General features: G+C 61.9%; 13 protein-coding genes. 9 read left to right on the forward strand and 4 right to left on the reverse strand.

Annotated elements, in window-relative coordinates:
• Position 1: 1 nt before the first annotated feature.
• Complete coding sequence (locus D3879_RS02900; RefSeq protein WP_119954865.1) at positions 2–2386, reverse strand: PAS domain-containing sensor histidine kinase; 2385 nt, start codon at positions 2384–2386, stop codon at positions 2–4.
• Positions 2387–2527: 141 nt separating this feature from the next.
• On the opposite strand from D3879_RS02900, the gene D3879_RS02905 reads away from it, so the two are divergent.
• Positions 2528–3577 (forward strand): alpha/beta hydrolase family protein, encoded by a 1050-nt coding sequence (locus D3879_RS02905; RefSeq protein ID WP_119952596.1) that lies wholly within the window; start codon positions 2528–2530, stop codon positions 3575–3577.
• On the opposite strand, the gene D3879_RS02910 is transcribed toward D3879_RS02905, so the two are convergent.
• From D3879_RS02910 to D3879_RS02920, 3 genes are read right to left on the reverse strand one after another with little or no spacing between them, the layout of a single operon-like run.
• Positions 3574–4341 carry a TerB family tellurite resistance protein gene (locus tag D3879_RS02910; RefSeq protein ID WP_119952597.1) on the reverse strand — a complete coding sequence of 256 codons (768 nt, stop codon included), beginning with the start codon at positions 4339–4341 and terminating at the stop codon, positions 3574–3576. The two genes, D3879_RS02905 and D3879_RS02910, sit on opposite strands and share 4 nt — an antisense overlap.
• Position 4342: 1 nt before the next feature.
• Positions 4343–5014, reverse strand: a complete 672-nt coding sequence (gene murU, locus D3879_RS02915; RefSeq protein ID WP_119952598.1) for an N-acetylmuramate alpha-1-phosphate uridylyltransferase MurU — start codon at positions 5012–5014, stop codon at positions 4343–4345.
• Complete coding sequence (locus D3879_RS02920; protein ID WP_119952599.1) at positions 5011–6036, reverse strand: aminoglycoside phosphotransferase family protein; 1026 nt, start codon at positions 6034–6036, stop codon at positions 5011–5013. Before D3879_RS02920 ends, murU begins: the two co-directional genes overlap by 4 nt.
• Before the next feature lie 126 nt (positions 6037–6162).
• Between D3879_RS02920 and D3879_RS02925 the strand changes: the two genes are divergently transcribed.
• The 8 genes from D3879_RS02925 (at position 6163) to D3879_RS02960 (ending at position 15901) form a co-directional block, all read left to right on the forward strand.
• Positions 6163–8931, forward strand: a complete 2769-nt coding sequence (locus D3879_RS02925) for an LPS-assembly protein LptD (RefSeq protein WP_119952600.1) — start codon at positions 6163–6165, stop codon at positions 8929–8931.
• A complete protein-coding gene (locus tag D3879_RS02930; RefSeq protein ID WP_177412351.1) occupies positions 8912–10204 on the forward strand; it encodes a peptidylprolyl isomerase in 1293 nt (430 codons plus the stop codon). Before D3879_RS02925 ends, D3879_RS02930 begins: the two co-directional genes overlap by 20 nt.
• Complete coding sequence (gene pdxA / locus D3879_RS02935) at positions 10201–11187, forward strand: 4-hydroxythreonine-4-phosphate dehydrogenase PdxA (RefSeq protein WP_119952602.1); 987 nt, start codon at positions 10201–10203, stop codon at positions 11185–11187. Before D3879_RS02930 ends, pdxA begins: the two co-directional genes overlap by 4 nt.
• Positions 11184–11990 (forward strand): 16S rRNA (adenine(1518)-N(6)/adenine(1519)-N(6))-dimethyltransferase RsmA, encoded by an 807-nt coding sequence (gene rsmA / locus D3879_RS02940; RefSeq protein WP_119952603.1) that lies wholly within the window; start codon positions 11184–11186, stop codon positions 11988–11990. Before pdxA ends, rsmA begins: the two co-directional genes overlap by 4 nt.
• Before the next feature lie 176 nt (positions 11991–12166).
• Positions 12167–12547: a Co2+/Mg2+ efflux protein ApaG gene (apaG, locus tag D3879_RS02945; protein ID WP_119952604.1), complete on the forward strand. Its 381-nt coding sequence runs from the start codon at positions 12167–12169 to the stop codon at positions 12545–12547.
• Entirely contained in the window at positions 12547–13371 is an 825-nt protein-coding gene (locus tag D3879_RS02950; protein ID WP_119952605.1) for a symmetrical bis(5'-nucleosyl)-tetraphosphatase, read from the forward strand. The genes apaG and D3879_RS02950 overlap by 1 nt, the downstream gene beginning before the upstream one ends.
• Positions 13368–13697, forward strand: a complete 330-nt coding sequence (gene glpE, locus D3879_RS02955; RefSeq protein ID WP_119952606.1) for a thiosulfate sulfurtransferase GlpE — start codon at positions 13368–13370, stop codon at positions 13695–13697. Before D3879_RS02950 ends, glpE begins: the two co-directional genes overlap by 4 nt.
• A gap of 281 nt (positions 13698–13978) precedes the next feature.
• Complete coding sequence (locus D3879_RS02960) at positions 13979–15901, forward strand: PrkA family serine protein kinase (protein ID WP_119952607.1); 1923 nt, start codon at positions 13979–13981, stop codon at positions 15899–15901.
• Positions 15902–15965: the final 64 nt, after the last annotated feature.

Here is a 15965-nt window from a genome sequence, read left to right on the forward strand (position 1 = left end):
GTTAATCCAAGGGGATGCGCACGCTCAGGTTAGTGCCTTCGCCAAGCCGACTGTCGATGCTCAGGCTGCCACCCAGCATCAACACGCGCTCACGCATACCGACCAGCCCGAAGGAGTTGGAGCGACCCGGCGCGACGACGAAACCGCAACCATCATCGCTGACCGTCAGGCACAACTCGTCCTCTTCCAGCGTCAGGCGCAGTTCGACAGTATGCGCCTGCGCGTGCCGCATGACGTTGGTCAGCGCCTCCTGGAGGATGCGGAACAGGCCGACCGCCTTGGCGTCCGCCAGCGCCGGCAAGCTCTCCGGGACCTGGACCAGACAGGGAATCTGCGTGCGCGCCTCGAAGCGCTGGGCCTGCCATTCGATCGCCGAGCCAATGCCCGCGTCGAGGATTGGCGGACGCAAGGCGGTAGCCACATCACGCACCAGTTGGAACAGATTGGCGATCAAGCGCTTCATGCTGTTCAGGCGCTCCTGCAGGCCCGGGTCAAGCTCGGCATAGGCCAGCTCGCACATCGAGGTTTCCAGCTTGAGCACGGTCAACACCTGGCCCAGCTCGTCGTGCACCTCACGGGCGATACGGGCTTTCTCCTCTTCGCGCACGCTCTCCAGGTGCGCCGACAACTCGCGCAGTTGCGCGCGCGACTCGGCCAGCTCCAGCTCGATGCGTTTGTTCTCGCTGATGTCCCAGACGATACCGTCCCAGACCACCAAACCATCCTGCAGGTGCCGCGCAATCGCCTTGATATCCGCCCAGCGCTGTGAACCATCGCGGGTCAATATGCGGCCCTGCCAATGCCAGTCACTGTCGCTGGCGAGCGCCAGATCCTGGCTGTGGTGATAGCTGGCTTTATCGTCCACATGCACCAGGCTGCGCAGGCCGCGGTCGGCGGCCAGCAGCGTGGTGGCGGAATAGCCGACCAGGCTTTCGCTGCCTTCGCTGATAAAGGCGAAGTCCACCGGCGCATCGGGCCGCGGGCGCTCCAGGCGAAACACCAGGCCCGGCACATTGGCGGCGATGCCCTGTAGGCGCGCCTCGCTTTCCTGCAAGGCGGCCAAGGCCCGCCGCCGCTCGGTGACGTCGGTGATGAACACCACCAGGTACTCGGCCTGGCGAAAGCGCAGGAAACTCAGCGACACGTCGGCCGGCAGCGCACTGCCATCGGCGCGGCGGCAATTGGTCTCGAAGCTCAACGGCCCTTCCTCGCTCGAACGCGCCCGCTTCCACAGCGCGAGCCAGCGATCCATGTGCAGGCTCGGTTCGAACTCGATCAGCGGCCGATCGACCACGCCCCCCGGCAGGTAGCCGAGCATCTGCTCCGCGGCACGGTTGGCATAGCGCACGTGACTGTCCCAGTTGACCCAGAGAATGCCGACGGTGCTTTGATCGATGGAGAATTGGGTCAGGCGCAGCGCCTCTTCCGCCGCCTCGCGCAACTCGATAGCGTGCCGCGCCGCCAGCAAACTGCGCTCCAGCGTATGCAGTTGGCGGCGCAGCCAGAACAGGCCGGCCAGCGCCATCAGCAGCAAAACGGCGAACAACAAACTGAGGTTCTGCCAGAAGCCCGGCGACTCGGCGAGCCGCGGATACTTGAGCTGCAACCAGCGGCCATGCAGTTGATCCAGCTGCTTTGGGGAGATCGCCCGCAGCGCGCTATCGATGATCCCGGACAGTTCCGGCCAGTCGCGCCGCGAGGCGATACGCAGCAGTTGCGGTAGACCGATATCTCCGACCACGGCGAGCCCGGCGAACTCGCCCTCACGGGATAAGCGGCTGAGCTGCGCCTGATCGACCACCGCATATTTAACCTGCTGGCTGAGCAGACTCTGCAACGCCTCACGCTCGTTAGCCGCAGCTTGTAGGTTGAGGTTCACATAGGTGCCGTGCAGGTAATCGGCCACCGCGCTGGGCATGCGCACGGCGACCGGGTCTTGCGCGCCGAGCTGCTCCAGATCGACCGCCGCGCCACCATTGCGCACCCCCACGATCAGCTGTGGCACGCGCATATAAGGGTCGGAATACAGCCACAGCCGCAGCCCGGCCGGTGTCTGGCTAAGGCCCGGAGCCAGGTCGACATGCTTGGTCCGCACCGCGGCCTCCAGCGCCGCCTGATCGACATACTGCTGCCAGACCAGCTCGACCTGCAGCGCCGCCGCCAGCCAATTCATCAGCTCGACATTGGCCCCGGACAGCTGCTGCAGGCGCCGATCGAATTGCGCATAAGGCGCCTGCAAGACCACTCCGACGCGCAACTGCCGATGCTCAGCCAACCAGGCGCGTTGCTGCTCATTCAGCGGCAACGCCACCGCTGTCGCGCTGAGGACCGGCGTCGGCAGCAACAGCCAGCAGGCAAAAAAGCAAACAGACAACAAACGAATCATCCAGCGCACACCGCACAGCCCCAGGTGGAAGACAACCGCCATACCTTACTCCAGCCCACATGGATCAGGCGAAGGCTCGGCCTGACAAATAACCGGCAAGCCATTAGGCTGCACCCATCGTTCCTGGCCTGGACTGTTCCAATGCCCAATCTGCAACGCCCGCGACTGCCTGCGCTGTGCCTGCTGCTGTTGCTACCTCATGCCCTAACTCTGCAAGCTGCCGATGCGGCTACACCAACAGCGGCCAGTGCGGCAGCCATTGAGCGACCCGTCATCCCCGAGCGCAGCCAGGCTGAAGCCGTCGCCCTCGAGCGGCAGCTGCCACAAACCGAGCAGCAACAATTAACCGCGGCTGGCGAACAGTTCCTCGCCCTGTGGAAACCGGCCAATGCCGCTGAGCCGAGCGGGGTGGTGATTCTCATCCCCGGCGACGCGGAAAGCGCCGATTGGCCCAAGGTTGTCGGCCCGCTGCGCAAAAAACTGCCGGATGCCGGCTGGCACAGCCTGAGCCTGAGCCTGCCCGACCCGCAGGGCGATGCGCCGCCCATACGACTGGCAGAGGCCGCAGCCAGCCCCAACGCAACGCCAGAGGCAAAAGAGCCTGCCGCCACAACAGCGCCCGTGGCCGACACTGCCGACGCCAACGCAACGGCCGCAGAAGCGCCCGAGCCCAGCGCTGTTGCCGAGGAGCAATACCAGGCCCACACCGCACGGGTACTGGCGCGCATCCAAGCCGGCATCGCCTTTGCCCAGCAACAGAAACCCAAGGCCATCATCCTCCTGGGCCATGGCAGCGGTGCTTACTGGGCGGCCCGCTATCTGGCGGAAAACCATCCCGCAGAGATTCAGAACCTGCTGCTGGTCGCCGCGCAAATGCCGGCGGGCTTTAGCCCGGCGTTAGACGAGCTCGTCCCCGGCCTGCAACTGGCCACCGGCGATTTCTACTACAAGGATCAAACGGCCGACCGCACCGCCGCACTGCAGCGCGCCCAGGCCGGCAAACGCCAGCAACATCCGGCCTATATCCAAATCGCGATGAAAGCGCTGCCGGGCAATCCCGCCACGGAGCAGGAACAGCTCTATCGGCGGGTTCGCGGCTGGCTCAGCCTGCATCCACAAGCCGCGGCGCCGCAGCCCACTATCCCCGGCGCAGCCATCACACCGGCAGCCACTACCGCGCCGGGCGGCTAGCGGAAACCGCGGCGCTCACGGATCAACCCGTAAGCGCTGTGCAGTTCGCGAGTCTTCTCCGTGGCCTCTCGTACCCGAGCGGGATCGGCTCCGGCACCAACCAGTTTGTCCGGATGGTGCCTGCTCAGTAGCCGCCGGTAAGCCCGCTTGATCGCGGCGGGTTCGCTCTCGGCTGTCACATCGAGTAAGCGCAAAGCGTTCTGATAGGCTGCCGCCCCCTGCAGCAACGCCCCCTTGCGCGGTTCATATTCACTGGCCAGTGCGACAACCTGGTCACTGCGCCAACCCAGCCACTTGCCCCATAGCAGAATCAGCTCGCGCTCACGCGCGGTCACCCGCCCATCGGCCCAGGCCATCCGCCAGCACGCCCGCAGCAGAGCCGCAACACTAGCTTCACGGTTGCGCAGCCGGCGCAATGGCATGCGCAAGCCCTCTCGCCCAGCCTTGCCACGACTGAAGGCGTCAATGGCACGCCGCTGCCCCGCATCATCCAAATGCAGCCGGCACATCTCGGCGCGCGCCAGCTGGATGTGCGCTTCCAGCACCTGCCCTTCACTCTTGGCCAGACGCCCGAGCAGCACAAACAGCAGCTCCTCATCACTCGGCATGGGCGCCGCGCCTAAGTGCTCACGCAGGCTCGCCCAGCTCTGCAACCCCATACGACGATCCAGCACCTGCCCAAGCAGCGTACCGAGCAACGCGCCGGGGATGCTGGCCAGCGCCAGACCCGCAGCCGCACCGAGCAGCGTGGCCGGCCAAAGCATCTCAGCCCTCCACCGCGAGCAGGCGCTCGACTTCTGCCAGCCGCTCGTGGGTGCCGACATCCACCCAGCGCCCGCCGAAACGCTCACCGCTGACTTGGCCCGCCGCCATCGCCTGACGCAGCAACGGAGCCAGCTTGAAAGCGCCCGCCTGACAATTGGCAAACAGCGCTGGATCGAGCACCGCTATCCCGCTGTAGGTCAGGCTCGGCGCACCGTCCTGGCCATCGGTGACCTGGCCATCCGCCAGACAGAAGTCACCGCGAACGTGATGCGCAGGGTTATCCACCAGCACCAGATGGGCCAAACCATTTAGCGGTTGCTGCAGCGTCGCAAAGTCGTAATCGGTCCAAATATCACCGTTGACCACCAAGAACGGCGCATCACCGAGCAGCGACAAAGCCTGGAATATCCCGCCGCCGGTCTCCAACGGCTCACCTTCGGCGGAGTAACGGATGCGCAGACCAAAGCGCACGCCATCACCCAGGTAGTCCTCGATCTGCTGGCCGAGCCAGGCATGGTTGATAACCAGCTCGCGAAAGCCCGCCGCCGCCAGCGCTCGCAGGTGATACTCGATCAACGGCACGCCAGCCACCTGCATCAAGGGCTTTGGCGTGTGCAGGGTCAAAGGCCGCAAGCGCTCGCCTTTGCCAGCGGCCAGGATCATCGCCTTCATGCCGGGGCGACCTCGGCCTGCGGCAGGCGGGCAAGGAATTCACCGAGTTCGGCCAACTCCGGCCGACGCGCCAATACCGCGTCGATATAACGAAAGAAGCGCGGCACATCGCCGAGGTACTTCGGCTTGCCGTCTCGATGGCAGATGCGCGCGAAGATGCCGATGACCTTGAGGTGACGCTGCACCCCCATCAAATCACTGGCCCGCAGGAAGTCCTCCAACTCAGGCTGAACCGGGATACCGGCCTCGCCCGCCAGTTGCCAATAACGCGCCAACCAGCCACGCACCTGTGCTTCCGGCCAACTGAGGAAGGCATCCTTGAACAGGCAGGTAACGTCATAAGTGACCGGGCCGTAGACCGCATCCTGGAAATCCAGCACCCCCGGCTTGGGCTCACTGTCCATCAGGTTGCGTGGCATGTAGTCACGGTGCACCAACACTTGCGGCTGAGCCAATGCGCTGTCGATCAACAGCTCGCAGACGCGCTGCCAGGCCGCCAGTTGCTCGCCACTCAGCTCGACACCAAGCTGGCGCCGCAGATACCAGTCCGGAAACAGCTGCAACTCACGGCGCAGCAAGGCCTCGTCATAGCTGGGCAGTTGAGCGTCCAGTGGCAGCTGCTGGAACGCCAACAACGCCTGCAACGCATCGGCGAACAATGCGTCGGCATTATCCGGGTTGATCACCTCGAGGTAGGTCTGCCGGCCCAGATCGGAGAGCAACAGAAAGCCCCGCTCCAGATCGGCCGCCAATACCTGTGGCACGTTTACCTCGGCCTCGGCCAGTAAGCCCGCGACCTTGACGAAGGGGCGGCAATCTTCCTGCGGCGGCGGAGCATCCATCACGATTAAACTGCGCCCCGCCCCCTCCCAGCGAAAGTAACGACGGAAACTCGCGTCACTACTGGCCGACGTCAGCGTCGCGGGTGGAACGGTGCCCCAGCCCTTGGCGGTAAACAGGGCGGGCAAATGCTGGTCGAGCCAACCAGTCAGCTGTTGCAGGCGTACATCTTCATCAAGCATTACAAGGGTCTCCGACGGCGCTAGCCGTTGTGCGGGTCATGCTTTATTATCCAGCATCTTTTTCAGCCCATCGAGAGGCGTGCGGTCCTAGCGGGCCGTTGGCGCGCAGGAAGCCCGGACTACAAGATGGCAGTAAAATACCCCGCGTTTCGCAAAAAATTTCCGCTGCTGGTCACCGGCAGTCTATTGGCACTGCAACCCGTTGCCACTCAATATGTGGTCGCCGCCGAGCAGTATGACTGCCAGGTGTCCGCATCTGGCGGCTGGGCCTGTACCCCGAAAGCGGATGCCACCGCGCTCCCACCACGCCCAGTGCATAGCACTGGCGCGGTGAGCTCGACGGTTGGCACTGTCGCGGAAAAGCCGAGCACAACAGGTGCGGCCACCGAAGGGCAACCCACTCAGTTGGTTACCGAGAGCGAGGGCAAAGGCCTGGCTACGCGTAGCGCTGATTTCAGTCATCTGGACTGGGTGCCCCGCGACAAGCTCACCGCCGCCCAGCTGGCTGAAACCGGGCCCTACTGTGCCGGCGCCTATATCGAGCCGACCCGCCCCGAGATGAACGACAAGACGCCGCTCGATGAAGCGCCGATGTTCGTCTCAGCCAAAGCCTCGCGCTATGAGCAAGAACAGCAAGTCGCCACCCTGGCCGGCGATGTGGTGGTACGTCAAGGCAGCATGCAAGTCGAAGCCGATGAGGCCAGGCTGCTCCAAGCCGAGAACCGCGGCGAACTTAACGGCAACGTCAAGCTGCGCGATAACGGCGCCCTGGTAGTCGGTGATCACGCCGAGCTGCAGCTGGACAATGGTGAAGCCAAGATCGACAACGCCGAATACGTGCTGCATCAGTCACATACTCGCGGCAACGCCCTGTACGCCAAGCGCCAGGAAGACGCCATCATCCGTCTCAAGGATGGTACTTACACCACATGTGAACCAGGCAGCAATACCTGGCACCTTAAGGGCAACAACATCACCCTGAACCCGGCCACCGGTTTCGGCTCCGCCACCAACGTGACGCTGCGGGTGAAAGATGTTCCAGTGTTCTACACCCCGTACATCTATTTCCCGATCGACGACCGGCGCCAGTCCGGCTTCTTGCCGCCGAGCCTCGGTAGTTCTAGCGATACCGGCTTTTTCCTGGAAACGCCGTACTACTTCAACCTGGCGCCCAACTACGACGCCACGCTGTACCCAACCTACATGGCCAATCGCGGCCTGTTGCTGGAAGGCGAAGGACGCTACCTGACCAAGAGCAGCGAAGGCCAGCTCGGCGCCGCCTATCTGGATGACCAGGAAGACGAGCGCAAACTGCAGTCCGAATACCAAGCCGAACGTTGGCTCTACCACTGGAAACACACGGGCGGGCTGGATTCGCGCCTACTTGCCGAGGTCGACTACACCGACATCAGCGACCCGTACTACTTCCAGGATCTGAAAACCGATCTAGGTATCGAATCGACCAGCTATGTAAACCAGCGCGGCACCCTGACCTATCGTGGTGACAGCTACGTCGCACGACTCAATGCGCATGCCTATGAATTGGCCACGGTCACTGACATCACGCCATACGACCGCCTACCGCAAATCACCTTTGATGGCGCCCTGCCGTTCCAGCCGGGCGGACTGAACCTCACCTACGGCACCGAGTTCGTCCGTTTCGACCGCGATCTACGTGAAGGCAACTTCATCGACGAAAATGGCGCGCCAACCCTCTGGCTGGATAACAACATCACCGGCCTGGCCCGCGCCAACGGCGATCGCGCCCATCTGGAACCGGGCGTCAACCTGCCGTTGAACTGGACCTGGGGCTTCCTCACGCCCTCGGTCAAGTACCTCTATACCGATTACAAGCTGGACCTGGACAGCCTGGGTAAGAGTCAGGTGACCTCTTTCGATGACGCTCCGGATCGCGGCGTGCCGATCTATAGCGTCGACAGCGGCCTGTACTTCGATCGCGACAGCCAATGGTTCGGCAAGAACTACCGCCAGACCCTGGAACCGCGCCTGTTCTATCTCTACGTGCCGGAAAAAGACCAAACCGACATCCCGATCTTCGACAGCGGCGAGAGCACCTTCAACTATGCCTCGCTGTTTCGCGAGAACCGTTTCAGTGGGCACGACCGCGTCGGTGACGAGAACAAGCTGTCCCTCGGCGTGACCAACCGCTGGATCCAAGCCGACGGGTTCGAGCGTCAACGCTTCAGCATCGGCCAAGCCGCGTACTTCACCGATCGCAAAGTACAGATGCCCGGCATCGACTTCCGCACCCGTAAAGATGCGCAGTCGTCGGTTTCGCCCTATGCACTGGAATACCTGTACCGCTTCAACCGCGACTGGCGCCTCTCTTCGGACTTCAACTGGGATCCGGACAGCCACAGCACCCGCTCCGGCAGCGCAATGTTCCACTACCAGCCGGAAGACAACCCGAACAAGGTGGTCAACCTCGGCTATCGCTACAATAACGACACCATCATCTACAACTCCACGACTGGCGAATGGCAACAGGGCGGCGACTACACCGACCCGGTGACCGGCAAGGTCATCAAGGACTACTACAAGATCGTGCAGCACGACTTCTCGACCATCTGGCCGATCGTGCCGCAATGGAGCGCCATCGCCCGCTGGCAATATGACTACAACCGCAACCGTACTCTCGAAGCCTTCGGTGGTTTCGAGTATGACAGCTGCTGCTGGAAGCTGCGCCTGGTCAACCGTTACTGGGTCGATTATGACGAGACCAGCCTCTCTCCCGATCTGAACGAGAAAGGCGACCGCGGGATCTTCCTGCAAATCGTGCTGAAGGGCCTCGGTGGCGTCGTCGGCAATAAGGTTGAGGGTTTCCTCGACCAAGGCATTCAAGGTTACCGTGAACGTGAAGACCAAGCTTACTGATTGTCTGCGCCCGCTGTTGCTGGGCGCACTGTTTCTGGGTAGTGCGGCGCATGCCGAAGTGCAATCCATCAACCGCGTCGTGGCCATCGTCGATAACGACGTCATCATGCAGAGCCAGTTGGATAGCCGCCTGCGCGAGGTGCAACAAACCATCGCCAAGCGCGGCGCCGCCTTGCCACCGGAGCATGTGTTGAGCCAACAGGTGCTGGAACGGCTGATCATCGAGAATATCCAGCTGCAAATCGGTGATCGCTCGGGAATCCGCATCACCGACGAAGAACTGAACCAGGCGATCGGCACGATCGCCCAGCGCAATAACATGAGCGTCGAACAGTTCCGCGCCGCGCTGGCCCAGGACGGCCTGTCCTACGACGATGCCCGCGACCAGGTACGCCGGGAAATGGTCATCAGCCGCGTGCGGCAACGGCGAGTGGCCGAGCGTATTCAAGTGACCGACCAGGAAGTGCAAAACTTCCTCGCTTCCGATCTTGGCAAAATGCAGCTCTCGGAAGAGTTCCGCCTGGCCAACATCCTCATTCCAGTCCCGGAAAGCTCGTCGCCAGAGACCATTCAGGCCGCCGACCGTCAAGCCAAAGAGCTCTATCAGCAACTGCAGCAAGGCGCCGACTTTGCTCAGCTGGCGATCGCCCGTTCGGCCAGTGAAACCGCTCTGGAAGGCGGCGAAATGGGCTGGCGCAAAGCCGCACAGATGCCACCGCCGTTCGACGGCATGATTAGCGCCCTATCCGTCGGTGAAGTGACCGAACCGATGCGCACTCCCGGCGGTTTTATCATTCTCAAGCTGCTGGAAAAGCGCGGTGGCGGCTCCCAGGTGCGTGACGAAGTGCATGTCCGGCACATCCTGATCAAGCCGAGTGAAATCCGCAGCGAAGCGGAGACCCAGCGTCTGGCCGAGCGTCTCTATGAGCGCATTCTGGCAGGCGAAGATTTTGCCGAACTGGCCAAAAGCTTCTCGGAAGACCCAGGCTCTGCGCTGAATGGTGGCGATCTGAACTGGATCGACCCGAACGCCCTGGTTCCGGAATTCCGCGCGGTTATGGCGCATACCGCCAGTGGTGATCTGTCCAAGCCGTTCAAGAGCCCCTACGGCTGGCACGTGCTGCAGGTCATGGGGCGGCGCGCCACGGATAGCAGCGAAGAGTTCCGCAAACAGCAGGCTTTGAATGTGCTACGCAACCGCAAGTACGACGAAGAACTGCAAGCCTGGTTGCGCCAAATCCGCGACGAGGCCTATGTAGAAACCAAGCTGTGACTCCACAACGCTTCGCTCTAACGCCTGGCGAGCCGGCCGGTATCGGTCCTGACCTATGCCTGCTACTCGCCCAACACGCCCAGCCCCATCCCCTGATCGCGATTGCCAGCCGTGACCTGCTCGTCGAGCGGGCCGCGCAGCTGGCGCTAGACGTACGCTTGTTGGCGGTCACGCCAGACGCCTGGCCGGATACTCCGGCAGCGGCCGGCAGCCTGTACGTCTGGGATACGCCCTTGCGCTCAGCGGTGGAGCCCGGCCAGCTAGCCCCTGCAAATGCCACCTATGTGCTGGAAACCCTGACGCGGGCTGGCCAAGGGTGCATGAACGGGGACTTCGCCGGGATGATCACCGCCCCGGTGCACAAAGGCGTGATCAACGAAGCGGGCATTGCCTTCTCCGGTCACACCGAGTTCCTTGCCGAGCTCACCCACACCGCACAAGTGGTGATGCTCTTGGCTACCCGCGGCCTGCGCGTAGCCCTGGTGACCACGCATCTGCCACTTAAAGACGTGGCTGCCGCCATTACTGCCGAACGCCTGGAGCGGGTCACCCGCATCCTGCACGCCGATCTGGTCAGCAAGTTCGGCATCGCCGCGCCGCGCATCCTAGTCTGCGGCCTTAATCCACATGCAGGTGAAGGTGGTCATCTTGGCCGCGAAGAGATCGACGTCATTGAACCCACTCTGGAACGCCTGCGCAGCGAAGGCTTGAACCTGATTGGCCCGTTGCCGGCCGACACCCTTTTCACCCCCAAATATCTGGAGCACTGCGACGCAGTGCTGGCGATGTACCACGACCAGGGCTTGCCGGTGCTGAAATACAAAGGCTTCGGTGCCGCCGTCAATGTGACCCTGGGCCTACCGATCATCCGCACCTCGGTCGATCACGGCACCGCGCTGGATCTCGCCGGTAGCGGCAAGATCGACACCGGCAGCCTGCAGGTCGCGCTGGAAACCGCCTACCAGATGGCAGAACACTTATGACTGAGCACTACCAGCACCGCGCCCGTAAGCGCTTCGGCCAAAACTTTTTGCATGATGCCGGGGTGATTCACCGCATCTTGCGCGCCATCTACGCCCGCCCAACTGAGCGTTTACTTGAGATTGGCCCAGGCCAGGGTGCACTGACAGAAGGTCTGCTCGCTAGCGGCGCACACCTCGACGTGGTCGAATTGGATTTGGATCTGATCCCACTGCTCAAGCATAAATTCGATAGCAACCCCAACTTCACCCTGCACCAGGGCGATGCGTTGAAGTTCGACTTCGCCAGCCTGAATCCCCCGCCTCACAGTCTGCGCGTGGTTGGCAACCTGCCGTACAACATCTCTACGCCGTTGATTTTCCATCTGCTCGAGCATGCTTCGCTGATCCGCGACATGCACTTTATGCTGCAGAAGGAAGTGGTCGAGCGCCTGGCGGCAACGCCCGGTGGTGGCGACTGGGGCCGTCTGTCGATCATGGTGCAGTACCACTGCCAGGTGGAGCATCTGTTCAATGTCGGCTCTGGCGCCTTCAAGCCTGCGCCCAAGGTCGACTCGGCCATCGTTCGCCTGGTCCCGCATGAAACCCTGCCGCACCCGGCGAAAGACCATCGGCAACTCGAGCGCGTGGTCCGCGAGGCATTTAACCAGCGCCGCAAAACGCTGCGCAATACGCTGAAAGCCCTACTCAGCAGCGACGCGATCGAAGCCGCCAATGTCGATGGCAGCCTGCGCCCAGAGCAACTGGATTTGGCCGCCTTTGTCCGTCTGGCGGACAAACTGTGTGAGCAGACAAGCGCCGAGTAGGCGCCCTAGTGTGCTGTCTCGGAAATACGCTGAAGACGTTGGCGAGTGTATTTTGTTGCCAGGCAAGGAGCGGCAACGAGGTAATACGGCAAATGACACCGCCAAAATTGAACAGTTATTTTTGAGACAGCGCACTAAACTCGACTCCCGGCTGTTCCGCTATCAGAGCCATTCGCATGTCCGATCCCCGTTACCAGGTCGACGTCAGCGTCGTCACCCGTTTTCTCCCGGAGCAGTCGCAGCCGGAGCAGAACCGCTTTGCTTTCGCCTATACCGTGACCATCTACAACCACGGCCAGCTACCGGCCAAGCTGCTGTCGCGTCACTGGCTGATTACCGATGGTGACGGCCGCGTACAGGAAGTCCGCGGCCCTGGCGTGGTTGGCCAGCAGCCGCTGATCGAGCCGGGCGAAAGCCACACTTACAGCAGCGGCACGGTCATGGGCACCAGCGTCGGCAATATGCAGGGTAGTTACCAGATGCTCGCCGATGACGGTAAACGCTTCGACGCGATCATCGCGCCGTTTCGCCTGGCCGTGCCCGGAGCCCTGCACTGATGACGGTGTATGCTGTCGGCGATCTGCAAGGCTGTCTGGAACCACTGCAATGCCTGCTGCACCGCGTCGCCTTTGATCCCGCCAAAGACCGCCTATGGCTGGTCGGCGACTTGGTCAATCGCGGCCCGCAGTCACTGGAGACCCTGCGTTTTCTCTACGCCATGCGCGGCTCACTGGTTTGCGTACTCGGCAATCATGACCTGCACCTGCTGGCGGTGGCGCACAATATCGAACGGCTGAAGAAAGCCGACACCCTGCGCGAAATCCTTGAGGCGCCGGATCGCGACGACCTGCTCGACTGGCTGCGTCGGCAAAAGCTCCTGCACTACGACGCCGAGCGCGACATCACGCTGGTACATGCCGGCATCCCACCGCAGTGGACACTGAAAAAAGCGCTCAAATGTGCCGCTGAGGTCGAAGAAGCCCTGCTCGACGATGCCCGCCTGCCACTGTTCCTCGACGGCATGTATGGCAACGAGCCGACCAAGTGGGACAAGGACCTCAAGGGCGTGACGCGCCTACGGGTGATCACCAACTACTTCACCCGCATGCGTTTTTGCAAAGCCGACGGCACACTAGACCTGAAGAGCAAAGAAGGGCTCGACAGCGCACCGCCCGGCTATGCCCCCTGGTTCAGCTACTCAGAGCGCAAAACCCGCGGGCAAAAGCTGATCTTCGGCCACTGGGCCGCCCTGGAAGGCCAGTGCCACGAGCCCGGCCTGTTTGCCCTCGACACCGGTTGTGTGTGGGGCGGCGCCATGACTTTATTGAATGTCGATAGCGGCGAGCGCCATCGCTGCGACTGTACGGAGAACCGTCCATGAGTGATTTCAAACGCATCCCCCCCGAACAGGCCCACGCCCTGCGCGAGCAAGGTGCAGTGGTGGTCGACATTCGTGACCCACAGAGCTTTGCCCTCGGTCATATCAGCGGCTCACGGCATCTGGACAACCACTCGCTACATGACTTCATCGCCAAGGCCGACCTCGATAAGCCGCTGATCGTCACCTGCTACCATGGCAATTCCAGCCAAAGCGCCGCAGCGTATCTGGTCAACCAGGGCTTCTCCGAGGTTTACAGCCTGGATGGCGGCTTCGAGCTATGGCGCACCACCTTCCCGGCCGAGACCGCTACCGAGCAGGCCGAATAAAAATTTTCTGGATGGCGACCCCGCGCCATCCCTGGGCTTGCGCCCTGCTCTGACGAACGGTAATTCGCACTTATCGTTCGTTGCCCCTTGATCTTGCCAATTCCGAACTATCCTTACCCCAGGCCATCCAAAATAGGGGAGAGCCGGCACACCGGCTTCCGGGCTATCGGCAGTGACCTTTAGGTGTTCTGGGGGATTCTCATCCGCCGACTCGTCGGCTGATTGCCAGCACCCGCACGACCGATCCCGCGCCGGCTCCGAGTATCAAGCGAGGTGACGTCATGAGTATTTTCAGCCACTTCCAACAACGTTTCGAAGCGACCCGCCAGGAGGAGTATTCCCTTCAGGAGTACCTCGAACTGTGCAAGCAGGACCGCAGCGCCTATGCCACCGCGGCCGAACGCCTGCTGCTGGCCATCGGCGAACCGGAGCTGATTGATACCTCCCACAACTCCCGACTATCGCGGATCTTCTCCAACAAGGTGATCCGCCGCTACCCGGCCTTCGCCGACTTCCATGGCATGGAAGAGTGCATCGACCAGATGGTCTCCTTCTTCCGCCATGCCGCCCAAGGCCTGGAAGAGAAGAAGCAGATCCTCTATCTGCTCGGCCCCGTCGGTGGCGGCAAATCGTCACTCGCGGAAAAGCTCAAACAACTGATGGAGAAGGTGCCCTTCTACGCGATCAAGGGCTCACCGGTATTCGAGACGCCGCTGGGGCTGTTCAATACCGCCGAGGACGGCGCGATTCTCGAAGAGGACTTCGGCATTCCACGGCGCTACCTGAGCACAGTCATCTCGCCGTGGGCGACCAAGCGCCTGATCGAGTTCGGTGGCGACATCAGCCAATTCCGCGTGGTCAAACTCTACCCGTCGATCCTTAATCAGATCGCCATCGCCAAGACCGAACCAGGCGATGAGAACAACCAGGACATCTCCGCCTTGGTCGGCAAGGTCGACATCCGCAAGCTGGAAGACTTCCCGCAGAACGACGCCGACGCCTACAGCTACTCCGGCGCCCTGTGCCGCTCCAACCAGGGCCTGATGGAGTTCGTCGAGATGTTCAAGGCACCGATCAAGGTGCTGCACCCATTGCTGACAGCCACCCAGGAAGGCAACTACAACAGCACCGAGGGCCTCGGCGGCCTGCCGTTCAGCGGCATCCTGCTGGCCCACTCGAATGAGTCGGAATGGCATAGTTTCCGCAACAACAAGAACAACGAAGCCTTTATCGATCGGATCTACATCGTCAAGGTGCCCTACTGCCTGCGCGTCAGCGACGAGATCAAGATTTACGACAAGCTGCTGTTCAACAGTTCCCTGTCCAAGGCCCATTGCGCCCCAGACACCCTGAAGATGCTGGCGCAGTTCTCGGTACTCTCGCGCCTGAAGGAGCCGGAAAACTCCAACGTCTACTCGAAGATGCGCGTCTACGACGGCGAGAACCTCAAGGACACCGATCCCAAGGCCAAGTCGATCCAGGAATACCGCGACAACGCCGGAGTCGACGAAGGCATGAATGGCCTGTCGACCCGCTTCGCCTTCAAGATCCTCTCCAAGGTCTTCAACTTCGACCCGCACGAAATCGCCGCGAATCCGGTGCACTTGCTGTATGTGCTGGAACAACAGATCGAGCAGGAACAATTCCCCGCCGAGGTACGCGAACGCTACCTGCGCTACATCAAGGAATACCTGGCGCCACGCTATATCGAGTTCATCGGCAAGGAGATCCAGACCGCCTACCTCGAGTCTTACAGCGAGTACGGCCAGAACATCTTCGATCGCTATGTGCTGTACGCCGACTTCTGGATCCAGGACCAGGAATACCGCGACCCGGAAACCGGCGAAATTCTCAATCGCGTGGCCCTTAACGAGGAGCTGGAGAAGATCGAAAAACCCGCCGGGATCAGCAACCCGAAGGATTTCCGCAACGAAATCGTCAACTTCGTGCTGCGTGCCCGCGCCAACAACAACGGCAAGAACCCGACCTGGCTCAGCTACGAGAAGCTGCGCGTGGTGATCGAGAAGAAGATGTTCTCCAACACCGAGGATCTGCTGCCGGTCATCAGCTTCAACGCCAAAGCGAGCAAGGAGGATCAACAGAAACACAACGACTTTGTCTCCCGCATGGTCGAGCGCGGCTACACAGACAAGCAGGTTCGCTTGCTGTCAGAATGGTATCTGCGGGTCCGGAAGTCGCAGTAACCCGCCACCGGCCTGGCCGGTCGTTGTTGTTGTTGCCGCAGAGCCTGTGCCCAGTAACGGCCGC

Source organism: Pseudomonas cavernicola (assembly GCF_003596405.1).
GTDB classification, from domain to species: Bacteria; Pseudomonadota; Gammaproteobacteria; order Pseudomonadales; family Pseudomonadaceae; genus Aquipseudomonas; species Aquipseudomonas cavernicola.

Bases quoted from the DNA above. Each gene is read 5' to 3' on its own strand.
- D3879_RS02900 (WP_119954865.1), bottom strand. From the start codon at position 2,386: ATGATTCGTTTGTTGTCTGTTTGCTTTTTTGCCTGCTGGCTGTTGCTG.
- D3879_RS02905 (WP_119952596.1), top strand. From the start codon at position 2,528: ATGCCCAATCTGCAACGCCCGCGACTGCCTGCGCTGTGCCTGCTGCTG.
- D3879_RS02910 (WP_119952597.1), bottom strand. From the start codon at position 4,341: ATGCTTTGGCCGGCCACGCTGCTCGGTGCGGCTGCGGGTCTGGCGCTG.
- murU (WP_119952598.1), bottom strand. From the start codon at position 5,014: ATGAAGGCGATGATCCTGGCCGCTGGCAAAGGCGAGCGCTTGCGGCCT.
- D3879_RS02920 (WP_119952599.1), bottom strand. From the start codon at position 6,036: ATGCTTGATGAAGATGTACGCCTGCAACAGCTGACTGGTTGGCTCGAC.
- D3879_RS02925 (WP_119952600.1), top strand. From the start codon at position 6,163: ATGGCAGTAAAATACCCCGCGTTTCGCAAAAAATTTCCGCTGCTGGTC.
- rsmA (WP_119952603.1), top strand. From the start codon at position 11,184: ATGACTGAGCACTACCAGCACCGCGCCCGTAAGCGCTTCGGCCAAAAC.
- apaG (WP_119952604.1), top strand. From the start codon at position 12,167: ATGTCCGATCCCCGTTACCAGGTCGACGTCAGCGTCGTCACCCGTTTT.
- D3879_RS02950 (WP_119952605.1), top strand. From the start codon at position 12,547: ATGACGGTGTATGCTGTCGGCGATCTGCAAGGCTGTCTGGAACCACTG.
- glpE (WP_119952606.1), top strand. From the start codon at position 13,368: ATGAGTGATTTCAAACGCATCCCCCCCGAACAGGCCCACGCCCTGCGC.
- D3879_RS02960 (WP_119952607.1), top strand. From the start codon at position 13,979: ATGAGTATTTTCAGCCACTTCCAACAACGTTTCGAAGCGACCCGCCAG.